The organism is Brevibacillus centrosporus, from assembly GCF_003710815.1.
Classification (GTDB): Bacteria; Bacillota; Bacilli; order Brevibacillales; family Brevibacillaceae; genus Brevibacillus; species Brevibacillus centrosporus.
Map to the genome: position 1 here is coordinate 1 of NZ_RHHP01000049.1, position 15926 is coordinate 15926.

A 15926-nucleotide genomic window follows, 5' to 3' on the forward strand; every position below is an offset into this window, starting at 1 on the left:
AGCCTTGGTCAAAGAGATCAGAGCTCTCTTTGCTGGTGCTGGATTTAAAAATTCGAAGGGCGAGGAAGTGGAGCTGAATGTCTATCCGCAGTTTTTGCCTGGCAAACGTGCCGGACAAGAAGCAGACCACTTTCCATATGCGATTGTCCGCGTGCAAGAGGGCAATATTCCCTCCGTGACGGATGCAGAGGCATGTAATGTCTTGATCTTCTTTGGTCTGTGGGATGATTCGCTGGACTATCAGGGGTACAAAGATGTGCTAAATGCCATCACCCACCTCAAGATACACCTGTTTGCTAAGCGGATCATAGACCGGCGCTACAAGATCGAATATCCCTTTGATTGGGCTATTGATGAGGATGAAAAGAATCATCCGTATTATTTCGGCGGCATGCAAACAACATGGTCATTGCCGCCAGTTCAACAGGAGGTGAATTTCCTTGAATAGGAAAACAGCAGTTGAAAAATCGAATTCAGAAACAACAGAGACGATTGCTTCGGAAGTTGAATCTACGCAAGAAACGGTCTCCGGGCCTGAAGAACAGCCCAAAAAAGAGCAACTGATTTACATCGGTCCAAATATTCCAGGAGGATTCTTGGCCCAACACACGATCTTTCGTAACGGTGTCCCCAAATATCTGGAGGAAATCCGGAAGAGGTACCCACAGGTAGATACGCTGATCATTCCAGTTGCGCAGTTGTTGGAGGCGCAAGCCCAATTACAGCGCAAAGGAACGGCATTGCAGCAAGCATATCAGGCTTTAAGCAGAAAGGAGTAAGCAAATGGAAATTAATCATGGTGTATCTGGCAGTGAAGAAGCGACCTCTCTACTCACTCCGGTGGAATCTACCGCGAGCTTGCCTGTAGTATTTGGAACGGCTCCAGTCAATCTGTCAACGGGTGCAACGTTTCCAGTGAATGTGCCTGTGCTCTGCTACTCATTTCCAGCGGCAGATAAGTCATTTGGATACTCAGACGATTTCGCAAAGTATACGCTTAGTGAATTTATGGACTCCCATTATCGGCTATTCAATCTGTCCCCTGTGGTGTTTGTCAACGTGCTGGACCCAGCCACTCATAAAAAAACGGTTGCCCCAGCAGGCGCACCTCTTGTACAAGGCATGGCCACCATTAAGGTGGAAGGAATTTTAAAAGGCAGCGTAGTTGTTAAATCGACTACAACACCCGATACGACATATGTGTTGGACACTGACTACACGCTGTCATTTGATGATGAAGGATATTTGGTTGTATCCGTTAAATCTGGTGGCAGTATCGGTAGTGAGACTACCTTGCAGGTCGGTTACGATATGCTTGATCCAGCAGCCGTAGATAGTTCAGATATCATTGGCGGTGTGGACGTTAACGGGAAGCTCACTGGTCTTGAATTAATCAAGCAAGTATTCCCACGTTTTGGCCTTGTACCTGGTTTGATTTTGGCTCCTGGCTATTCGGAAGATCCACTTGTAGCAGCAGTGATGACAGCCAAAGCAAGTATGATCAACGGTGTATTCAATGCGATTGCACTAACTGATCTGCCAACTGATGAAATCATGCAGTACGCGGATGCCCCAGCTTGGAAAAACAGCAATAACTACACGAATACTCGACAGGTTCCTTGCTGGCCAATGGTGTCTATGAGCGGGAAAAAGTATCGGTTCTCCACGCAGCTGGCGGGAGCTATCGGGGCAACCGATGCGGCTAACAACGGCATTCCATTCGCCTCTCCTTCCAACAAGGCTCTGAAAGCGAATGCTGCAGTGCTTCAAGATGGAACAGAGGTATTCCTTGGGCTGGAAGAAGCGAACTACCTCAATACCCAAGGCATTATGACTGCCCTAAATTTTATTGGCGGATGGAAAACTTGGGGGAATTACACGGGGGCTTTCCCAGCCGTCACAGACCCTAAAGATAGCCTGATCCCCGTTCGCCGTATGTTCGATTTTGTCATCAATTCTTTGATTTTGACCTACTGGAATAAGGTCGATGATCCAACCAACAGGCGTTTGATTGAAACCGTAACGGACGGTGCGAACATCTGGTTGAACGGTTTGACCTCGTCCGGATATCTATTGGGTGGACGAGTCGAGTTTCGCAGAGAGGACAACCCTGATACCGAATTGATGGCTGGACGCATTAAATTCCGTGTGTTCTTAACACCACCTTCTCCAGCGCAAAGTATTAGCTTTGTTTTGGAATACGACACATCTTATCTGGCTGCCCTAGCAGCGTAGGGAGGGTAACACATGTCAGAACAAATTTCTGCTATTCTAAATGACTTCAACGGCTATCTGAATGGGACAGATTACCTTGGTGTGGCTGATGTTGATTTACCAGACCTTGAATCCATGACAGAAACGATTAGCGGGGCTGGCATTGCAGGCGAGATCGATAGCCCCATCCTGGGTCATTTTGGTTCCATGACAGTAACCATTAACTGGCGTGTACTTGAGAGAGCCAACTTCAAGCTGGCGAGACAAGAAGTACATCATCTTGACTTCCGTGGTTCCATTCAGCAGGTCGATAAAAGAACCGGGACATACGATCAGGTCCCGGTGAAAGTTACGATCCGCGGTATCCCAAAGAACACACCTCTTGGAAGTTTGGCAAAAGGCTCAACAATGGATAACTCGAACGAGTTGGAAGTGATCTACCTCAAGGTGATGCATGACGGCGAAACCGTTGTTGAGATTGATAAATTCAATTATGTGTGCGTCATTGATGGTGTGGACTATCTCGCTAAAGTTCGTAAAAATCTCGGTTTGTAGGAGGACCAATATGCATAAAGAAGACAAAATCAACGAGGAAGTAAATACGAATGAGGAAAACCCCAGTGTAGTAGAAACAGATGCAGATGACGCATATCGGCTATCTAAGCCAATCGATTTTGAAGGGGAAAGGATTACAAAGTTGGATTTGCGCTTTGATGAATTGACAGGAAAAGACCTGATTCTTTGCGCAAAACAGGCACGCCGGATTGATCCACAAGAGATTCATCCTGGTCGTGCGCTGACCTTATCCTACCAGATCGCAGTAGCAGCAAAAGCTGCTGGTGTACCAACAGAAATGTTCGATCAGCTGAAAGGTGATGATTTCACAATCGTCACCCAGATGGCAGAAAATTTTTTATTGCGACGGGGATAGAAGGGAATATCGGGAAGGGCCTCCGTGTTATTGCGGTGGCCCTTTCTTCTTCTATGCCCCATTCAAGTCCACAGGAGTGGCTGAACGAGACATTATCAGATTTGAGAGCATGGGTTGAAGCAAATGAAGAAGTTGAGCAAAAACGGAAGAAGCTCAGAGGTAATGCTGCAGCACCAAGGCCACCTCGACGAAAGGGGAGAAGGTAATTGGCGAGGGAATACAAAACCACCTTTTCGTTCGGGGGAGAACTTGATCAAACCTTTTCGACGGCTATTAAAAAGGCGAGTGGTGGATTGGGTGACTTGGCAGGCGATGCCAAGCAAGCAGAGGGTGCTTTTAGTCATCTGACCAAGACAGTTGGCGGCTTTGGGAGTATTGTGTCCAGGGTTGCTCAATATACTGGTGCATTTGCACTGATTTCTGGTATTACTGATGCAATCGGAAATATGGCAGGATCAATTACTGGATTTCAAGATTCCATGGCACAGCTGCAGGCATCTACCGGGGCAACTATCCAAGACATGCAGGCTATCTCTGAATCAGCAAAGAATCTCTACAACCAGAATCTTGGGGAAGACTGGAACGATGTGGCCAACTCTCTGAGTCTAGTCAAGCAGGTAACTCAACAGACAGGGACAGAGCTCGAGGAAACCACCAAGAATGCGATGGTTTACCGGGATGTATTCGGGGAGGACATTCAGCAGTCAATCAAGGCCAGTGATACCATGATGAAAAACTTTGGGATTACCAGCGATCAGGCTTATAACTTGCTTGCCCAAGGTGCACAAAAGGGCCTGAATAAGTCTGATGAATTGATCGATTCGGCGAACGAATATGCTCCTTATTTCAGTACACTCGGTTTTACTGCGAACCAAATGTTTGATACTTTTAGCGCCGGACTCGAATCCGGTGCTTTTAATTTGGATAAAGTCGGGGATGCAGTCAAAGAGTTCGGTATACGTGTAAAAGATGATTCACCTGGAACAAATGATGCCTTTGCGGCACTTGGTTTTAATGCTAATCAGATGGCGCAAACCCTAGCTAAAGGTGGACCGGCAGCGCAGAAGGCATTTACCCAAGTGGTGGACGCAATATCCAAAGTTCAGGACCCTGTAAAAAAGAACGTTCTTGGTGTACAGCTGTTCGGCACACAATTTGAGGACCTAGAAAAAGACGTAGTTGCTGCAATGGGAATCGCACGAAGTCAGTTTGATATGACGAAAAATACGATGGATGAAGTGGCCAAGGTCAAGTACAGTACGGCGAGTAAAGCCATTCAAGGTATTGGACGTCAGATCATGACCGGAATTGTTATGCCCATGGGTGATTTAGCACTTCCAGCCCTTCAAGGGTTCAGTGACTGGTTTGCTGATTCTATGCCGAAAATCACCTCATTTTTCAGTAATGTCGGATCAACTGTCTCCAAAGGGTTTTCCGTTGTTCAGGATATTTTCGCTAATGGGTTTGGTTTTAGTGCAACAATGGAAGTTTTGAATTTCGCAAAAATGTTTGGTCTCAGTGATGCTGATGCGACAGCAGTAGTTTCAAGTGTCCGCGGTGTGTTCAATAACCTAATCGAAATCAAAGATGATTTAATTAACGCTTGGTCTACTCTTATGCCTGACGTAAAAAATGTATTTGGGTCAGTCCAGAAGATGGTTATGCAGGTTCTCCCGATCTTTCAGAAGATGGGACTTACTGTTTGGCAAGTTTCCACGACAATAACAAAAGCTTTGATTCCTGTGGGGACCTATATTAATTCAAAACTGTGGCCTATTTTTTCTAAGGTTTTTGGATTCTTAGCAAATGACGTAGCACCTGCCGTTTCGTCTGCCTTTTCAAGAATGTTACCTAGTATCGTGACAGTTGCAACAAAGGTAGGATCAACAATATCGGCTTTATTTACTGTCGTAAAGCCTGTTATTGATGGTTTAGTGGGAGCATTCAATTTCGCTTTTCCTTTTATCAAAGCCATCGTCTTGAGCGCTATTAACAGTGTAACAGGCATATTCAACGGACTCATGACTAGTCTTGGAGGCGTTCTGGACTTCATCACAGGTACTTTTACCGGTGATTGGGGGCTAGCTTGGACGGGTGTAAAAGACGTTTTTAGAGGTGTGTTCGATGGGTTAGCTGCCTTACTAAAGGCACCGATTAACGCTGTCATCTCCCTGATCAATCAAGCGTTCCAATCGATCGGGGCGCTGAGCGTCGACGTACCGGATTGGGTGCCTGGAATGGGTGGGCAGAAATTAAGCTTTAGTTTCCCGGAAATCCCAATGTTAGCTGAAGGCGCCATTGCGACGGGTCCAACTTTGGCAATGATCGGGGAGGGTGCAGAGAGCGAGGCGATCTTACCTCTTTCCAAACTGGAGAGTTTGCTTAGCTACGGAGGAGTAACATCATCTTCAATGGGTGGCGGTGAAAGTGGAGACATCTACGTGACGTACTCCCCAACAAATGTAATCCAAGGAAATGCTTCGCCTGACACGATTCAACAGCTGCAACAGGCTGCGGAGATGAACCTTCGAAAGCTGGAGCAATTGCTAATGGAATTGAAACGAGATAAGCAAAGGAGGTCATTTGCAAATTGAATACTTACATCACAAATCAAGGAGATACCTGGGATGGTATCTCCTTCAAACTTTTCGGTACCGATAAACATATGCCTGCCCTGATTAAAGCAAATCCAGATCACATCTCCACGGTAATTTTCTCAGCAGATATAAGACTTACGATTCCAAGCATTGAAGTGGCTACGTCTTTCACACTCCCACCTTGGAAGAGGGAGAGTTAGAGTATGGAAACGATAGATGCGCGTAGGGCAGAACTAGTCATGTTTTACAACGGCGTTGATATATCTATCGATTTGGCGAGGAGTCTGATGGATTTTACCTATACTGATGCTGCCTCTGGTGAATCAGACGATATCCAAATCTCGTTGGAAGATCGAGGAAATATGTGGCAGAGTCCGGAGTGGATGCCTTTAAAGGGCGACAAAGTCTCAGCAGAAATTCGAACCATCAGTTGGGACAAACCGGGGGAAGTAAAGCGGCTACCACTTGGAACTTTTGAAGTGGATTCAGTTACGTCGAGCGGACCTCCTGATACGGTAAATATCAAGGCAACAAGCCTTCCGATTGCAGGGAACGCAAAGCAAGAGAAGAGGAGCAAAGCATGGGAAAAGGTATCGTTAAAAACCATTGCTTCCGAAATAGCCAAAAGAGCCGGTTTGAAACTCAACTATCTGGCCCCTGTTAACCCTTCCTATGAGAGGTTGGATCAAACTGAGCAGGAAGACCTCTCATTTTTGTATGCCCAATCCAAAGAAGAAGGTATTGCACTGAAAATCGCTTCTGGCCAACTGGTGTTGTTTGACGAATTCGAGTTTGAGAAAGGCGATCCAATTGCTACATTTACACGGGGGAAGGATAACATCATCTCCTATAAATTTGACTGGAGCGCATCTTACGCAGCTTACGTGGCCTGCGAAGTAAGTTACACCCAAGCTAAAAAGAAAAATACGATCAAAGTCAAATACGTGCCTCCTGGAGCGCCGAAAGTTGGTCCCATATTAAAGATTAACGAACAAGCCGATAGCGAGTCTGCTGCATTGCGGAAAGCCCGGAAGAGTCTACGGGATAAGAATAAAGAGCAGTCCCAGGCATCCATGACCGTTATGGGTGATATTAGACTGGCTACAGGTTTGACAATCACAGTAGCTGGATTTGGGACGTTCGATGGGAAGTACCTCATTGTTAGCGCTAGTCACAGACTAGGCAGTGGAGGCTATACAACGGATATCACAATGCGGCAAGTATTGGGGTGGTAATCATGAGTGGAAGTAAAAACATGCTTCGAGTGGGTCTTGTATCCTCTGTAAACAAAGCGAATTGTACGGTTCGAGTGGTATTCCCTGATCGGGATGACTCGGTATCCTATGAGCTTCCCGTAATCGTCGCCCATACCTTGAAAACAAAACATTTCAGCTTGCCAGACGTGGGGGAGAATGTCATTTGTCTGTTCCAGGGGAACGGGGTACAGGATGGCTACTGTCTTGGGGCGATCTACTCGGATGTTGACCTGCCACCAGTGCAGGATAAGAACCTGTGCGGGGTATGGTTCGAGGACGGTAGCCACGTGTATTATGACCGCGAGAAAAAGAAGCTGCACGTTAAAGCGGTGAGTGACGTGTATATTGACGGTAATTTGCATGTTACAGGTCAGATATTTACGGGTGAGTCGTCATGAGTAGTCTTGGGAACCTTGGCCCCGTCGTATTTGTAGCTACACAAGAAACACTACGAACGTTTCAAGAATTTACCCGGAGCAGTGCAAGCCGGTATGCTGATCACGAAATTCTGGGAAAGAAGCCAAAGTCACAATGGATTGGTCCTGGACTGGATACCATATCGTTTTCTATGGCTTTTGATGCGTTATATGGTCTCAACCCACGAAAAGAGCTGAACCAACTCGTGGAGCTCGAAAGGTCAGGAAAAGCGTTGCCGCTTGCAATTGGAGGGGTTGGAATCGGTGTTTACATGTGGTCTATCACAGCGCTCGAGCAGAAATGGGATGTGATCGACAATCAGGGCTATGTCTGGAAAGCTACGGCAAATATTACCCTGAAGGAGTACGTCAAATGAGCGAATATGCAGTAGAGATATCGCCAGTACGTAGAGCTGTTAATTTCGCGCCGGCAACGTTGTTTGAGGAAGTGCAGCAAAACATCTGGACGATCGCATCCACTGTTTTGGGTACCGCACCGGGATCGCGCGGAATTGGAGTGGAGTGGGAAATGGTCGATGAGCCCATCAATATTGCTCAAGCGCGAATAACAGGGGTTCTCATGGCAGCTATCAGCGAACAAGAACCTCGAGCCCAGGTCACACGGATAACATTTAACGAGCAAAGCATGGAGGCTAGCATGTATGGCCGGCTGATTCCGACCATTCGATTTATTTTGGTAGGGGAGGAGTGACATAATGGCGGCTTTATCAGGTTTGCCAGACATTGATTTTATCTCTGTTGACGCCGAAAAAATTACAAATGACATTATCTCGTTTTATGAAGGATTGGCAGACCGAACCCTTTACCCAGGAGACCCGATCAGATTGTTCCTCACTGCTATAGCCCAGCTCATCATACAGCAGCGGGTCCTAATTAACGAGACAGGGAAGCAAAATCTCTTGCGCTACGCAAACGGGGACAATTTGGATCACCTCGGAGCTAGTTCAAATGTGTCTCGACTTGAGAGTGCAGCATCTCGTTCCACTCAGCAGTTTGTTCTTTCAACAGTTCTGACCACTACAGTCGTTATTCCAGCAGGAACACGGGTTGGTCCTCAAGCTGGCGGTACCGTATTTTTTGAAACAATCGATACGTTAGAAATCTCACCAGGCTCTTTGTCCGGTATGGTGGAGATAATCTGTACAACCCCAGGTGAAAGCGGGAACGGATACTTACCAGGGCAGATCAATGTGTTGATTGATCCGATTCCATATATCCAGAGCGTAAGTAATGTGACGACAAGCTCTGGTGGCACTGACAGAGAAAGCGACGAGGCGTATAGAGAGCGCATCCATATTGCTCCAGAATCATTCAGCACTGCTGGACCAGAGGGGGCATATGAATACTTTGCGATGTCAGCTAGTCCTTTAATCGTAGATGTTTCAGTTCGCGAAGCTACTCCAGGTGTAGTGGAAATTCGTCCGTTATTACAAAATGGAGAGTTGCCTGGACAGGAGATCCTTGATTTGGTTCTGGAGACATGCAACGATCGCAAAGCGCGTCCTCTGACTGATCATGTACAAGCTCTTGTTCCTGAGCAGGTACCTTACGACTTGAATGTGACTTATTGGATCGGTACATCCAACAGTAATACGGTCGCAACCATTCAATCTAATGTTGAACAGGCTATCAAGGACTACAAGCTTTGGCAGTGTTCTAAACAGGGAAGAGACATTGATCCTTCAGAACTAATCACGAGGGTCAAGAATGCAGGTGCCAAACGGGCAATGGTTTCATCACCCGTTTATCAGGCTGTCGAGTCGTACAAAGTGGCTAAATTAAATACAGAAAACATCACATTTGGAGGTCTGGAAGATGATTGATATCCAAACGATATCGCTTCTCGACATCTTACCTGCGAGCTTAAGAAGAGATTCGAATATCCAAGCGAGTGCAGCTGCCTTTGACAAAGAACATCGCGAGGTTTCTACTGCGATCTCCCAATTACTTCTGTATTCGAACTTGGATAACCAGCCAGAGGCAATTATCGATCTGCTGGCTTGGCAGAAGCACGTTGATTTTTATGATCAGTCACTACCCATCGAAAAGAAACGTGAATTAGTTAGACAAGCCGATTTAATGCATAAATACAAAGGAACTCCATGGGCAGTCGATGAGGTTGTTTCTACGGCATTTGATGACGGATTCGTTTCGGAATGGTTTGAGTATGGTGGAGATCCTTTTTACTTCAAAGTAACGACTACCGACAGGATGACAGATGCAAAACGATACACAGAAATCATCCGTGCGATTAAATCGGCGAAAAACACCAGAAGTCGTCTGGAGACAATTACGATTCGCAGGGATAACAAGATGAATTTGTACATTGGAGGAACCGTGACGACTCTTAAAATTCACACGATAAAACCGATTGGAGGCGGCATGCTTGGCGCAATTTAATGGCTCAGTATTAACCGAACTCGGATTAGCTCTTCTGACAAAAGCACAGACGGGAGCCACTCGGATTCAATTTACACGTATTGGGATCGGAGATGGCTACCCCATCGAGGATCAAAGTGAACTGACAGAACTGGTCCATGAAGTCTTATCATTGGATATTTTGGAGCTCAAAATCACAGAGGATGGACAATCTCAGGTAACGTCCACGCTGAGTAACAAAGACTTAGCGGCAGGTATTTACGTGAGGGAAATTGGACTATTTGCTAACGATCCGGATGAGGGTGAGATCTTGTATGCAGTTGCCAATGCAGGAGCACTAGCAGACTATATCCCGCCTTCAAACGGGATTGATATCGTTGAGGAGATCTTCCATTTCATAACGGTAATCGGAACGGCTGAGGACGTAACCGCGGTGATCGATGAGAAAGCTCTTGTCACAGTCGATACATTTAGCGCCCATGTGAACGACGCTTCTATTCATGTGACTTCCGAAGAAATGGATCTTGTTAACCGTCGCATTACCCGTATCGAAGCCTATTTGGATCTTGATAGCAGAGGTGTATCAGGAGCCCAGGCTCGATTTGTTGATACGTATGATGGAGAAGATGACCCAGTCTTAAAACTGGATCAGTCGAAAACCTATGCCACAGCTGCTATTTCAGCAAGTGAAACGACTGTTGTAGTACCAGTTGCATCGACACAAGGATTTGCGGTCGGGCAAGAGGTTACCATTTGTGATGATCAGCAATTTGAGGAGCGTTTTATTTGGGCAGTTGGCGTGAATACGCTGAGTTTCGGTATTATGCTAAACAGTTACAAGAAAGGTGCCTACATCGCGAGGTCTACACTCGAACGAGATACGACTGCAAAGAAGATGCGGATCGGCAGCTGGGGAACGTCAACAGTGACGATTTCAGAGCTATAAGAAGCAGGAGGCGATGTATATGAAATTGATGGAGTACAGTGATGGCATGAAAGTATTCTTCTGCCCCGGCTGCAATCAGCACCATGGGTTTGATTCTCGATGGACTTTCAACGGAGATTTTGAAAGACCGACGTTTTCACCCTCCTTGCTGGTTACGCTCGGGCACCACCCTGAACCTCCAGACATCTGCCATAGCTTCGTAAGGGATGGCCGTATAGAATATCTAAACGATTGCACGCATTCACTGGCGGGGCAGACGATCGATTTGCCTGATGTGGAGGTCTAAATGGGAGAAACAGGGAACGGTCAAAATAACGGCCATTTACGATAGGGAAGGAGTGAGATAATGGCTAGCATTGCGTCAAAAAAAGGCGATGGTACATCTGGAACCATACTATCATCGTATTTCCCTGATCTAAGTAATGGAATAGATATTGCTACCATGGCAAACAGTGCATCCCCTACGTACCAATACAATTATTATTTTGTATTGAATAGAGATAAAACGGTTAAATACAAGAGAGGGGACGGTACTGAGGGTGATGCAACCGCGCGTTTCCCTGATTTAACTAATGCTGTAGCAATTGCTGTTCATGGGGCAGCTACCAACCTTACAAACGCTGCAATTCAATATATTGCACTGAACAGTGACGGCACGATTACTTCAAAGAAGGGTGACGGGACGGCTGGTACTGTAACAGCAGCAAAGTTTCCGAGTCTTAGTCGTGCCATTTCTATTACAACCTTTCATTATTCCGCAGACGATAACTATTCTTATTACGTTGTTCTCTACGATGACAAGACGGTTGCCTCTAAAAAGGGTGACGGGACGGCTGGAATAATAACATCAAGCTATTTCCCTACACTGAGCAGTGCGACATCTATAGATGTTTTTGAACACGGCGGGAGTACGAGTGTTACGTCACAGACTGAATACATTGCTGGAGCATTCAACAATCCGCCAACGCTCACACTCTCGTCCCCTGCCGATAATCTCACATTGGCGGAAGGCAACAAGCTGACGGTCCAGGGCTCAGCAACGGAAGCAGACAACGGGAATGTCGTCACGATTTACGGCCAAATTAACAGCCAACCAAGAAGGGCGCTCTATTCGCAAGTATCGAATGGGAGCAGCCCTATTTCTTTTGCAAAAGATCTTGTGTTCACCGGCGACCGTATCTATTTCGAAGGAGTAGACATCTCAGGTCCACTGACAGAGGGAACAACAAACACCTTGAAAGTGTGGGCCGAAGATGATCAGCAGGGGAAATCGAACGAGGTAACGAGATCTTTTTCGATCCAGATCAATGATCCTCCAACCATCACGGTTGACCCATACACCCCAACTCAGACTGGGCTGATTGAGCCGGATACCATTACCTTATCTGGTGCTGCAGTGGACCCGAATGGGAACACGATGACAGTCACAGGTCAGTTGAATAGCGGAACTGCCCAAACATTGCTAAACGGAGTAGCTAGTGGAGCCTGGACGTTCTCTTTCCCCGTTAGTTCCCTTCAGTCTGGAACAAATACCGTAACCATTACTGCTACTGACCAATTTGGGAAAGTACGAGAAAAGAAATTCAGTCTGACCAAAGCAGAACAAAAGGTACCTCTGAAAAAGGGGACTGCGCGCTATAAAGTGATTCCTCCGCTTGGGACGGCTGAGGGTCTTCTTGCCTGGTTGAAACGTGAGAAAGGTGATCTTGCAGTTGAATCCTATGCATCATTTGTGGATGCAGGGCAGCAGGAGAGTTACGCGGCGTGCATGGTAACTAGCGTGGATCTCACCACGGAAATAACTGAAGATGAGATTGTCTATTCCACATTCGCAGGGGCAAAGCCAGATATCATTTTCAAGCAGACATTCTCGCGGGCAAACGTAGCTTCATCACAAGCAGCTACGAGCCTGGTAGGGGCGATTGAGTAATGAAGTACAGAAAGAGAAATCCCGATGGAACACTTGGAGACTGGGTTGAAACACCTTGGAGCCAAGAACAATTAGCACCTGAAATGCTAGCTGCACTTGAGGCGATCGTTATGATGCAATTGGAGACAGAGGACTTGAAAGCTGAAATCTCCAGTTTGAAGGCCGAAATAGCTGCTTTGAAGGGGGGTGAATGACAATGATTAAACAGTACATGGTACCTGTTTACGCTCTGCTGGTGAAGTCTGGTGGGTGGGTAATCGAACCGACTGGTGCTGCAGGTGAGAAAGTGGTACCTGAGGAATATCGTTTGCCGGTTGCTGAATACCTGGCTGCACAAAATGCGTAACGCTCTTTCCAAAGTGAGATGGCGGTTTTTTTCATGGGGGCTGCTGTTGCGGCTCCCTTTTCATGTTTGCCCCGAGGGGGTGAGGAGGGCGGCCAGCCGTGGATGAAATCAAAGATTTGCAAAAGGGGATTACCGAGATTCTGGTGGCAATCGGCAAGATCGAGACGGAGATCAAGCAGCTGTCCAGTATGTCAGGGAAACTAGAACAGACAGAGAAAATGGCCATCGAAGCCCTGCAGAGTACAAAGGCGGCACACAAACGCTTGGATGATATGTCTAAGCAGATCGAAGCATTGGAGAAGAAAATTGAGGAAGACAAGAAGGGTGGCAAGGACGACAAGAAATGGCTGGTTGGCACAGCGCTCGCCTTGGTTGCTATTATCTTGAACTTCCTGAAAGGCGGAGGAACACATTGAGTGAAACAGATTTGTTAGTACTTGCGAAACAATACATGGCGGATAAAGCCCTTATCGTCGTAGTCGTGCTTCTGTTCATCGGATACTTCTTGAAGAGAACGCCCAAAGTGGCGGACTGGATGATTCCGTGGGCGCTGATCCTCGTCGGTAGCGTCATGGCATGCGGCCTTCTAGGGGCATTCAGCGTAGTGAATGTGGTGCAGGGTATTTTGGCTGCGGGCATCGCTAACTTGACGCATCAGCTATGGAAGCAGACGACAGACAAACGGGAGAGTGATCAGTAATGCAGGCACGTAGCCCAGCAAACATCAAGGGGATCGATGTATCCCACCACCAAGGAGCGATCGATTGGAAGAAGGTAGCAGCGGACGGCGTGAAATTCGCCTTTATCAAAGCGACCCAGGGAACAAGCTTCGTCAGCCCGACGCTAGTGACGAATGCAAAGGCGGCTGCGGCAAACGGAATTAAAGTCAGCTATTACCACTTTGCGGAGCCGGATCAAAGCCCAACAGCTCAGGTCGACCACTTCCTCAAGACGATCCAGGGGCTGCCGATCGACCTCGCGTTAATCTTGGACATCGAGGGAGACAACGACTGGACGCCAGCGACGGCCAACGCCTTCTCGGTGAGCTTCATGGCCTATTTGCAACAAAAGACAGGCAAGGTGCCAATGCTTTACACAGGGGCCTATTTCGCCAAGAGCAAGCTCACCAATAAAGAGCTGGGCAAATACAACTTGTGGGTCGCGCACTACGGAACGAACGACCCGATGGACAACCCGACATGGAGCAGATGGGCGGTGTTCCAATACACCAGCAGCGGTAAAGTCGCTGGCATCGCGGGTAATGTCGACATGAACGAGATGGATCAGAGCTTCTGGATAGAGATGACGAATCCACAGAAAGTGGAAAAACCTGTGGACAAGCCTGCCGATAAGCCGACAGAAATACCGGAATGGAAGCGTACCGATCATGATGAGTTGCTGGCGGCAGGGCTGCTGACATCGGATCATACAGCCAGCTTGGACGAGCCTGTTCCACAATGGATGTTGTTCGTGCTGCTTAATCGTCTTCGCAAAGGCGAGGCGGTGCCACAGGTACCGCAGCCTTCACCAGTACCAACTCCTGATCCAAAGCCGGAACCAGAACCGGTACCGACTCCGCAACCACCTTCTCTTTTAGAGTGGGTAGAGGTCGAGCGTCGTACCGCGCTTGCTTCGGTACAAATTACCTTCGGAACAGCTGGTCGTGGCTCTGGCACCCTGCTTCCAGGTGGTTACGTGTTAACGGCCAAGCATGTGGGCAATGGAATTGATACTATAACGGTCCGCACGAAGGCAAATGGCACCCTTAGAGCTAGCCTGGTAGGTGTTCATCCTGGTTATAAAGGCGCTGACGGAAAGTTGGTAAACGTGGACGTGGCCTTGTATCGGGTGACAGACTCCAAGCTCCAGAACTCGCTACCTTCGCTGCCAATCTCAGGCAAAGGTGTAACCGCTGGACAGGAGTTGCTGGCGGTTGTACATGGGGATGCAATCGGGAAGGTAAAGCGCGGTGTGGTTGATCGCGTGTCCATTTCGACTTCCAGCCCGCCTACACCATGGGAGTTTGATTGCTCGATAGACGGAAACCCAGGAGACAGCGGCGGAGCTGCCGTCAACCAATACGGCGAGCTGATCGGCGTGATCATCCAGGAGACACAAGTCAATGCTAAAATCGGCAGTGCATGGCAGCGCGTACCTGGTTGTGAAGCAGTCAACATTACACACCCAGTTGTGGCTAATTGGCTCAAACAATACCTGTAAAAAACGAAATCCCTCCAGCTGAGCAATCGGCCGGAGGGATTTTTTTATTTTATTTTGCTCGCACCATGTTCACGAGTCCTTGGTCAATCTGATGACGAGAAAGCGGATGTTGCTTCATCGCATCCAGCACCTTCGAGGTATCGATAGCCAAGTAGTGCTCCAACGTCGACACATGCGCGTGTCCGCTGATTTCCTTCAGAATGAAGAGATCTACACCCTGCTTGTGCAGGAACGTCAAGCAGCTACGTCTGAGCGCGTGCAGGCTCAGTCCATCTTTATAAATGCCAAGTTTCTTCGTGTATCCTTTGAAGAGCCAATCTATCCCTTTTCGGCTGTACTGCTGTCCATATTGCGTCAGGAACAACGTCTGATCGTCGGGTCCAGTTACGAAATATTTACGACCGCATTTATACCTGCTGATGGCCGATCTGCTTTCGTTTTTGATTGCTTCGTCGTATACGATTCCCGTCTGCATATAAAGTTGTAGCGCATTAGCAAGCTGTGGGATCATAGGAATGATCCGATCCTTTCCACCTTTCCCATCCCGGACATGAATGTAATTCTCCTCAAAATTCACATCATAGGTTTTAAGGTTGATCAGTTCGCTAACACGGATCCCGGTGTACAGAAATGTCGCAAAGAGAGCGTTGTCTCGAACAGCGTACTTTCC

Annotated in this window: 22 protein-coding genes; 21 read left to right on the forward strand and 1 reads right to left on the reverse strand. The window is 47.4% G+C overall.

Annotated elements, in window-relative coordinates; genetic code table 11:
* From EDM55_RS28285 to EDM55_RS28380, 21 genes are all read left to right on the forward strand, one after another.
* Window positions 1-448, forward strand: a 448-nt coding sequence (locus tag EDM55_RS28285; RefSeq protein WP_122961959.1) for a hypothetical protein, incomplete at its 5' end; no start/stop codon positions are given.
* Window positions 441-779: a hypothetical protein gene (locus EDM55_RS28290; protein WP_122961960.1), complete on the forward strand. Its 339-nt coding sequence runs from the start codon at window positions 441-443 to the stop codon at window positions 777-779. The genes EDM55_RS28285 and EDM55_RS28290, both read left to right, overlap by 8 nt.
* A gap of 4 nt (window positions 780-783) precedes the next feature.
* Window positions 784-2235, forward strand: a complete 1452-nt coding sequence (locus EDM55_RS28295) for a phage tail sheath family protein (RefSeq protein ID WP_122961961.1) — start codon at window positions 784-786, stop codon at window positions 2233-2235.
* A 12-nt stretch (window positions 2236-2247) separates the two neighbouring features.
* Complete coding sequence (locus EDM55_RS28300; protein ID WP_122961962.1) at window positions 2248-2769, forward strand: phage major tail tube protein; 522 nt, start codon at window positions 2248-2250, stop codon at window positions 2767-2769.
* 10 nt (window positions 2770-2779) lie between these two features.
* On the forward strand, window positions 2780-3145 hold the full coding sequence (locus tag EDM55_RS28305) for a phage tail assembly protein (protein WP_183191762.1): 366 nt from the start codon (window positions 2780-2782) through the stop codon (window positions 3143-3145).
* 206 nt (window positions 3146-3351) lie between these two features.
* Entirely contained in the window at window positions 3352-5739 is a 2388-nt protein-coding gene (locus EDM55_RS28310) for a phage tail tape measure protein (RefSeq protein ID WP_122961964.1), read from the forward strand.
* The gene (locus EDM55_RS28315; protein WP_122961965.1) at window positions 5736-5942 is read left to right on the forward strand and encodes a tail protein X; all 207 of its coding nucleotides are present in this window, start codon (window positions 5736-5738) and stop codon (window positions 5940-5942) included. The genes EDM55_RS28310 and EDM55_RS28315 overlap by 4 nt, the downstream gene beginning before the upstream one ends.
* Window positions 5943-5945: 3 nt before the next feature.
* On the forward strand, window positions 5946-6977 hold the full coding sequence (locus EDM55_RS28320) for a phage late control D family protein (protein ID WP_122961966.1): 1032 nt from the start codon (window positions 5946-5948) through the stop codon (window positions 6975-6977).
* A 2-nt stretch (window positions 6978-6979) separates the two neighbouring features.
* On the forward strand, window positions 6980-7396 hold the full coding sequence (locus EDM55_RS28325) for a phage baseplate assembly protein V (protein WP_122961967.1): 417 nt from the start codon (window positions 6980-6982) through the stop codon (window positions 7394-7396).
* Window positions 7393-7791, forward strand: a complete 399-nt coding sequence (locus tag EDM55_RS28330) for a phage tail protein (protein ID WP_122961968.1) — start codon at window positions 7393-7395, stop codon at window positions 7789-7791. The genes EDM55_RS28325 and EDM55_RS28330 overlap by 4 nt, the downstream gene beginning before the upstream one ends.
* Entirely contained in the window at window positions 7788-8126 is a 339-nt protein-coding gene (locus EDM55_RS28335; protein WP_122961969.1) for a GPW/gp25 family protein, read from the forward strand. Before EDM55_RS28330 ends, EDM55_RS28335 begins: the two co-directional genes overlap by 4 nt.
* Window positions 8127-8130: 4 nt before the next feature.
* Window positions 8131-9258, forward strand: a complete 1128-nt coding sequence (locus tag EDM55_RS28340) for a baseplate assembly protein (RefSeq protein WP_122961970.1) — start codon at window positions 8131-8133, stop codon at window positions 9256-9258.
* On the forward strand, window positions 9251-9835 hold the full coding sequence (locus EDM55_RS28345) for a phage tail protein I (RefSeq protein WP_122961971.1): 585 nt from the start codon (window positions 9251-9253) through the stop codon (window positions 9833-9835). Before EDM55_RS28340 ends, EDM55_RS28345 begins: the two co-directional genes overlap by 8 nt.
* Entirely contained in the window at window positions 9822-10760 is a 939-nt protein-coding gene (locus EDM55_RS28350; protein WP_183191764.1) for a phage tail-collar fiber domain-containing protein, read from the forward strand. Before EDM55_RS28345 ends, EDM55_RS28350 begins: the two co-directional genes overlap by 14 nt.
* 19 nt (window positions 10761-10779) lie before the next feature.
* Window positions 10780-11046, forward strand: coding sequence for a ubiquitination-like system serine protease family protein (locus tag EDM55_RS28355; protein ID WP_218033736.1), 267 nt, complete (start codon window positions 10780-10782; stop codon window positions 11044-11046).
* A 60-nt stretch (window positions 11047-11106) separates the two neighbouring features.
* Window positions 11107-12690: an Ig-like domain-containing protein gene (locus EDM55_RS28360; RefSeq protein WP_122961974.1), complete on the forward strand. Its 1584-nt coding sequence runs from the start codon at window positions 11107-11109 to the stop codon at window positions 12688-12690.
* On the forward strand, window positions 12690-12884 hold the full coding sequence (locus tag EDM55_RS28365; RefSeq protein WP_122961975.1) for a hypothetical protein: 195 nt from the start codon (window positions 12690-12692) through the stop codon (window positions 12882-12884). The genes EDM55_RS28360 and EDM55_RS28365 overlap by 1 nt, the downstream gene beginning before the upstream one ends.
* 2 nt (window positions 12885-12886) lie before the next feature.
* Window positions 12887-13036 carry a CD1375 family protein gene (locus tag EDM55_RS30550; RefSeq protein ID WP_183191766.1) on the forward strand — a complete coding sequence of 50 codons (150 nt, stop codon included), beginning with the start codon at window positions 12887-12889 and terminating at the stop codon, window positions 13034-13036.
* Window positions 13037-13134: 98 nt separating this feature from the next.
* Complete coding sequence (locus EDM55_RS28370) at window positions 13135-13452, forward strand: hypothetical protein (protein ID WP_122961976.1); 318 nt, start codon at window positions 13135-13137, stop codon at window positions 13450-13452.
* Window positions 13449-13736, forward strand: coding sequence for a phage holin family protein (locus tag EDM55_RS28375; RefSeq protein WP_122961977.1), 288 nt, complete (start codon window positions 13449-13451; stop codon window positions 13734-13736). Before EDM55_RS28370 ends, EDM55_RS28375 begins: the two co-directional genes overlap by 4 nt.
* Window positions 13736-15256 (forward strand): GH25 family lysozyme, encoded by a 1521-nt coding sequence (locus EDM55_RS28380; RefSeq protein ID WP_122961978.1) that lies wholly within the window; start codon window positions 13736-13738, stop codon window positions 15254-15256. The genes EDM55_RS28375 and EDM55_RS28380 overlap by 1 nt, the downstream gene beginning before the upstream one ends.
* Window positions 15257-15305: 49 nt before the next feature.
* On the opposite strand, the gene EDM55_RS28385 is transcribed toward EDM55_RS28380, so the two are convergent.
* Window positions 15306-15926: tyrosine-type recombinase/integrase (locus EDM55_RS28385; RefSeq protein WP_148040082.1), on the reverse strand; the 621-nt coding region annotated here is incomplete at its 5' end.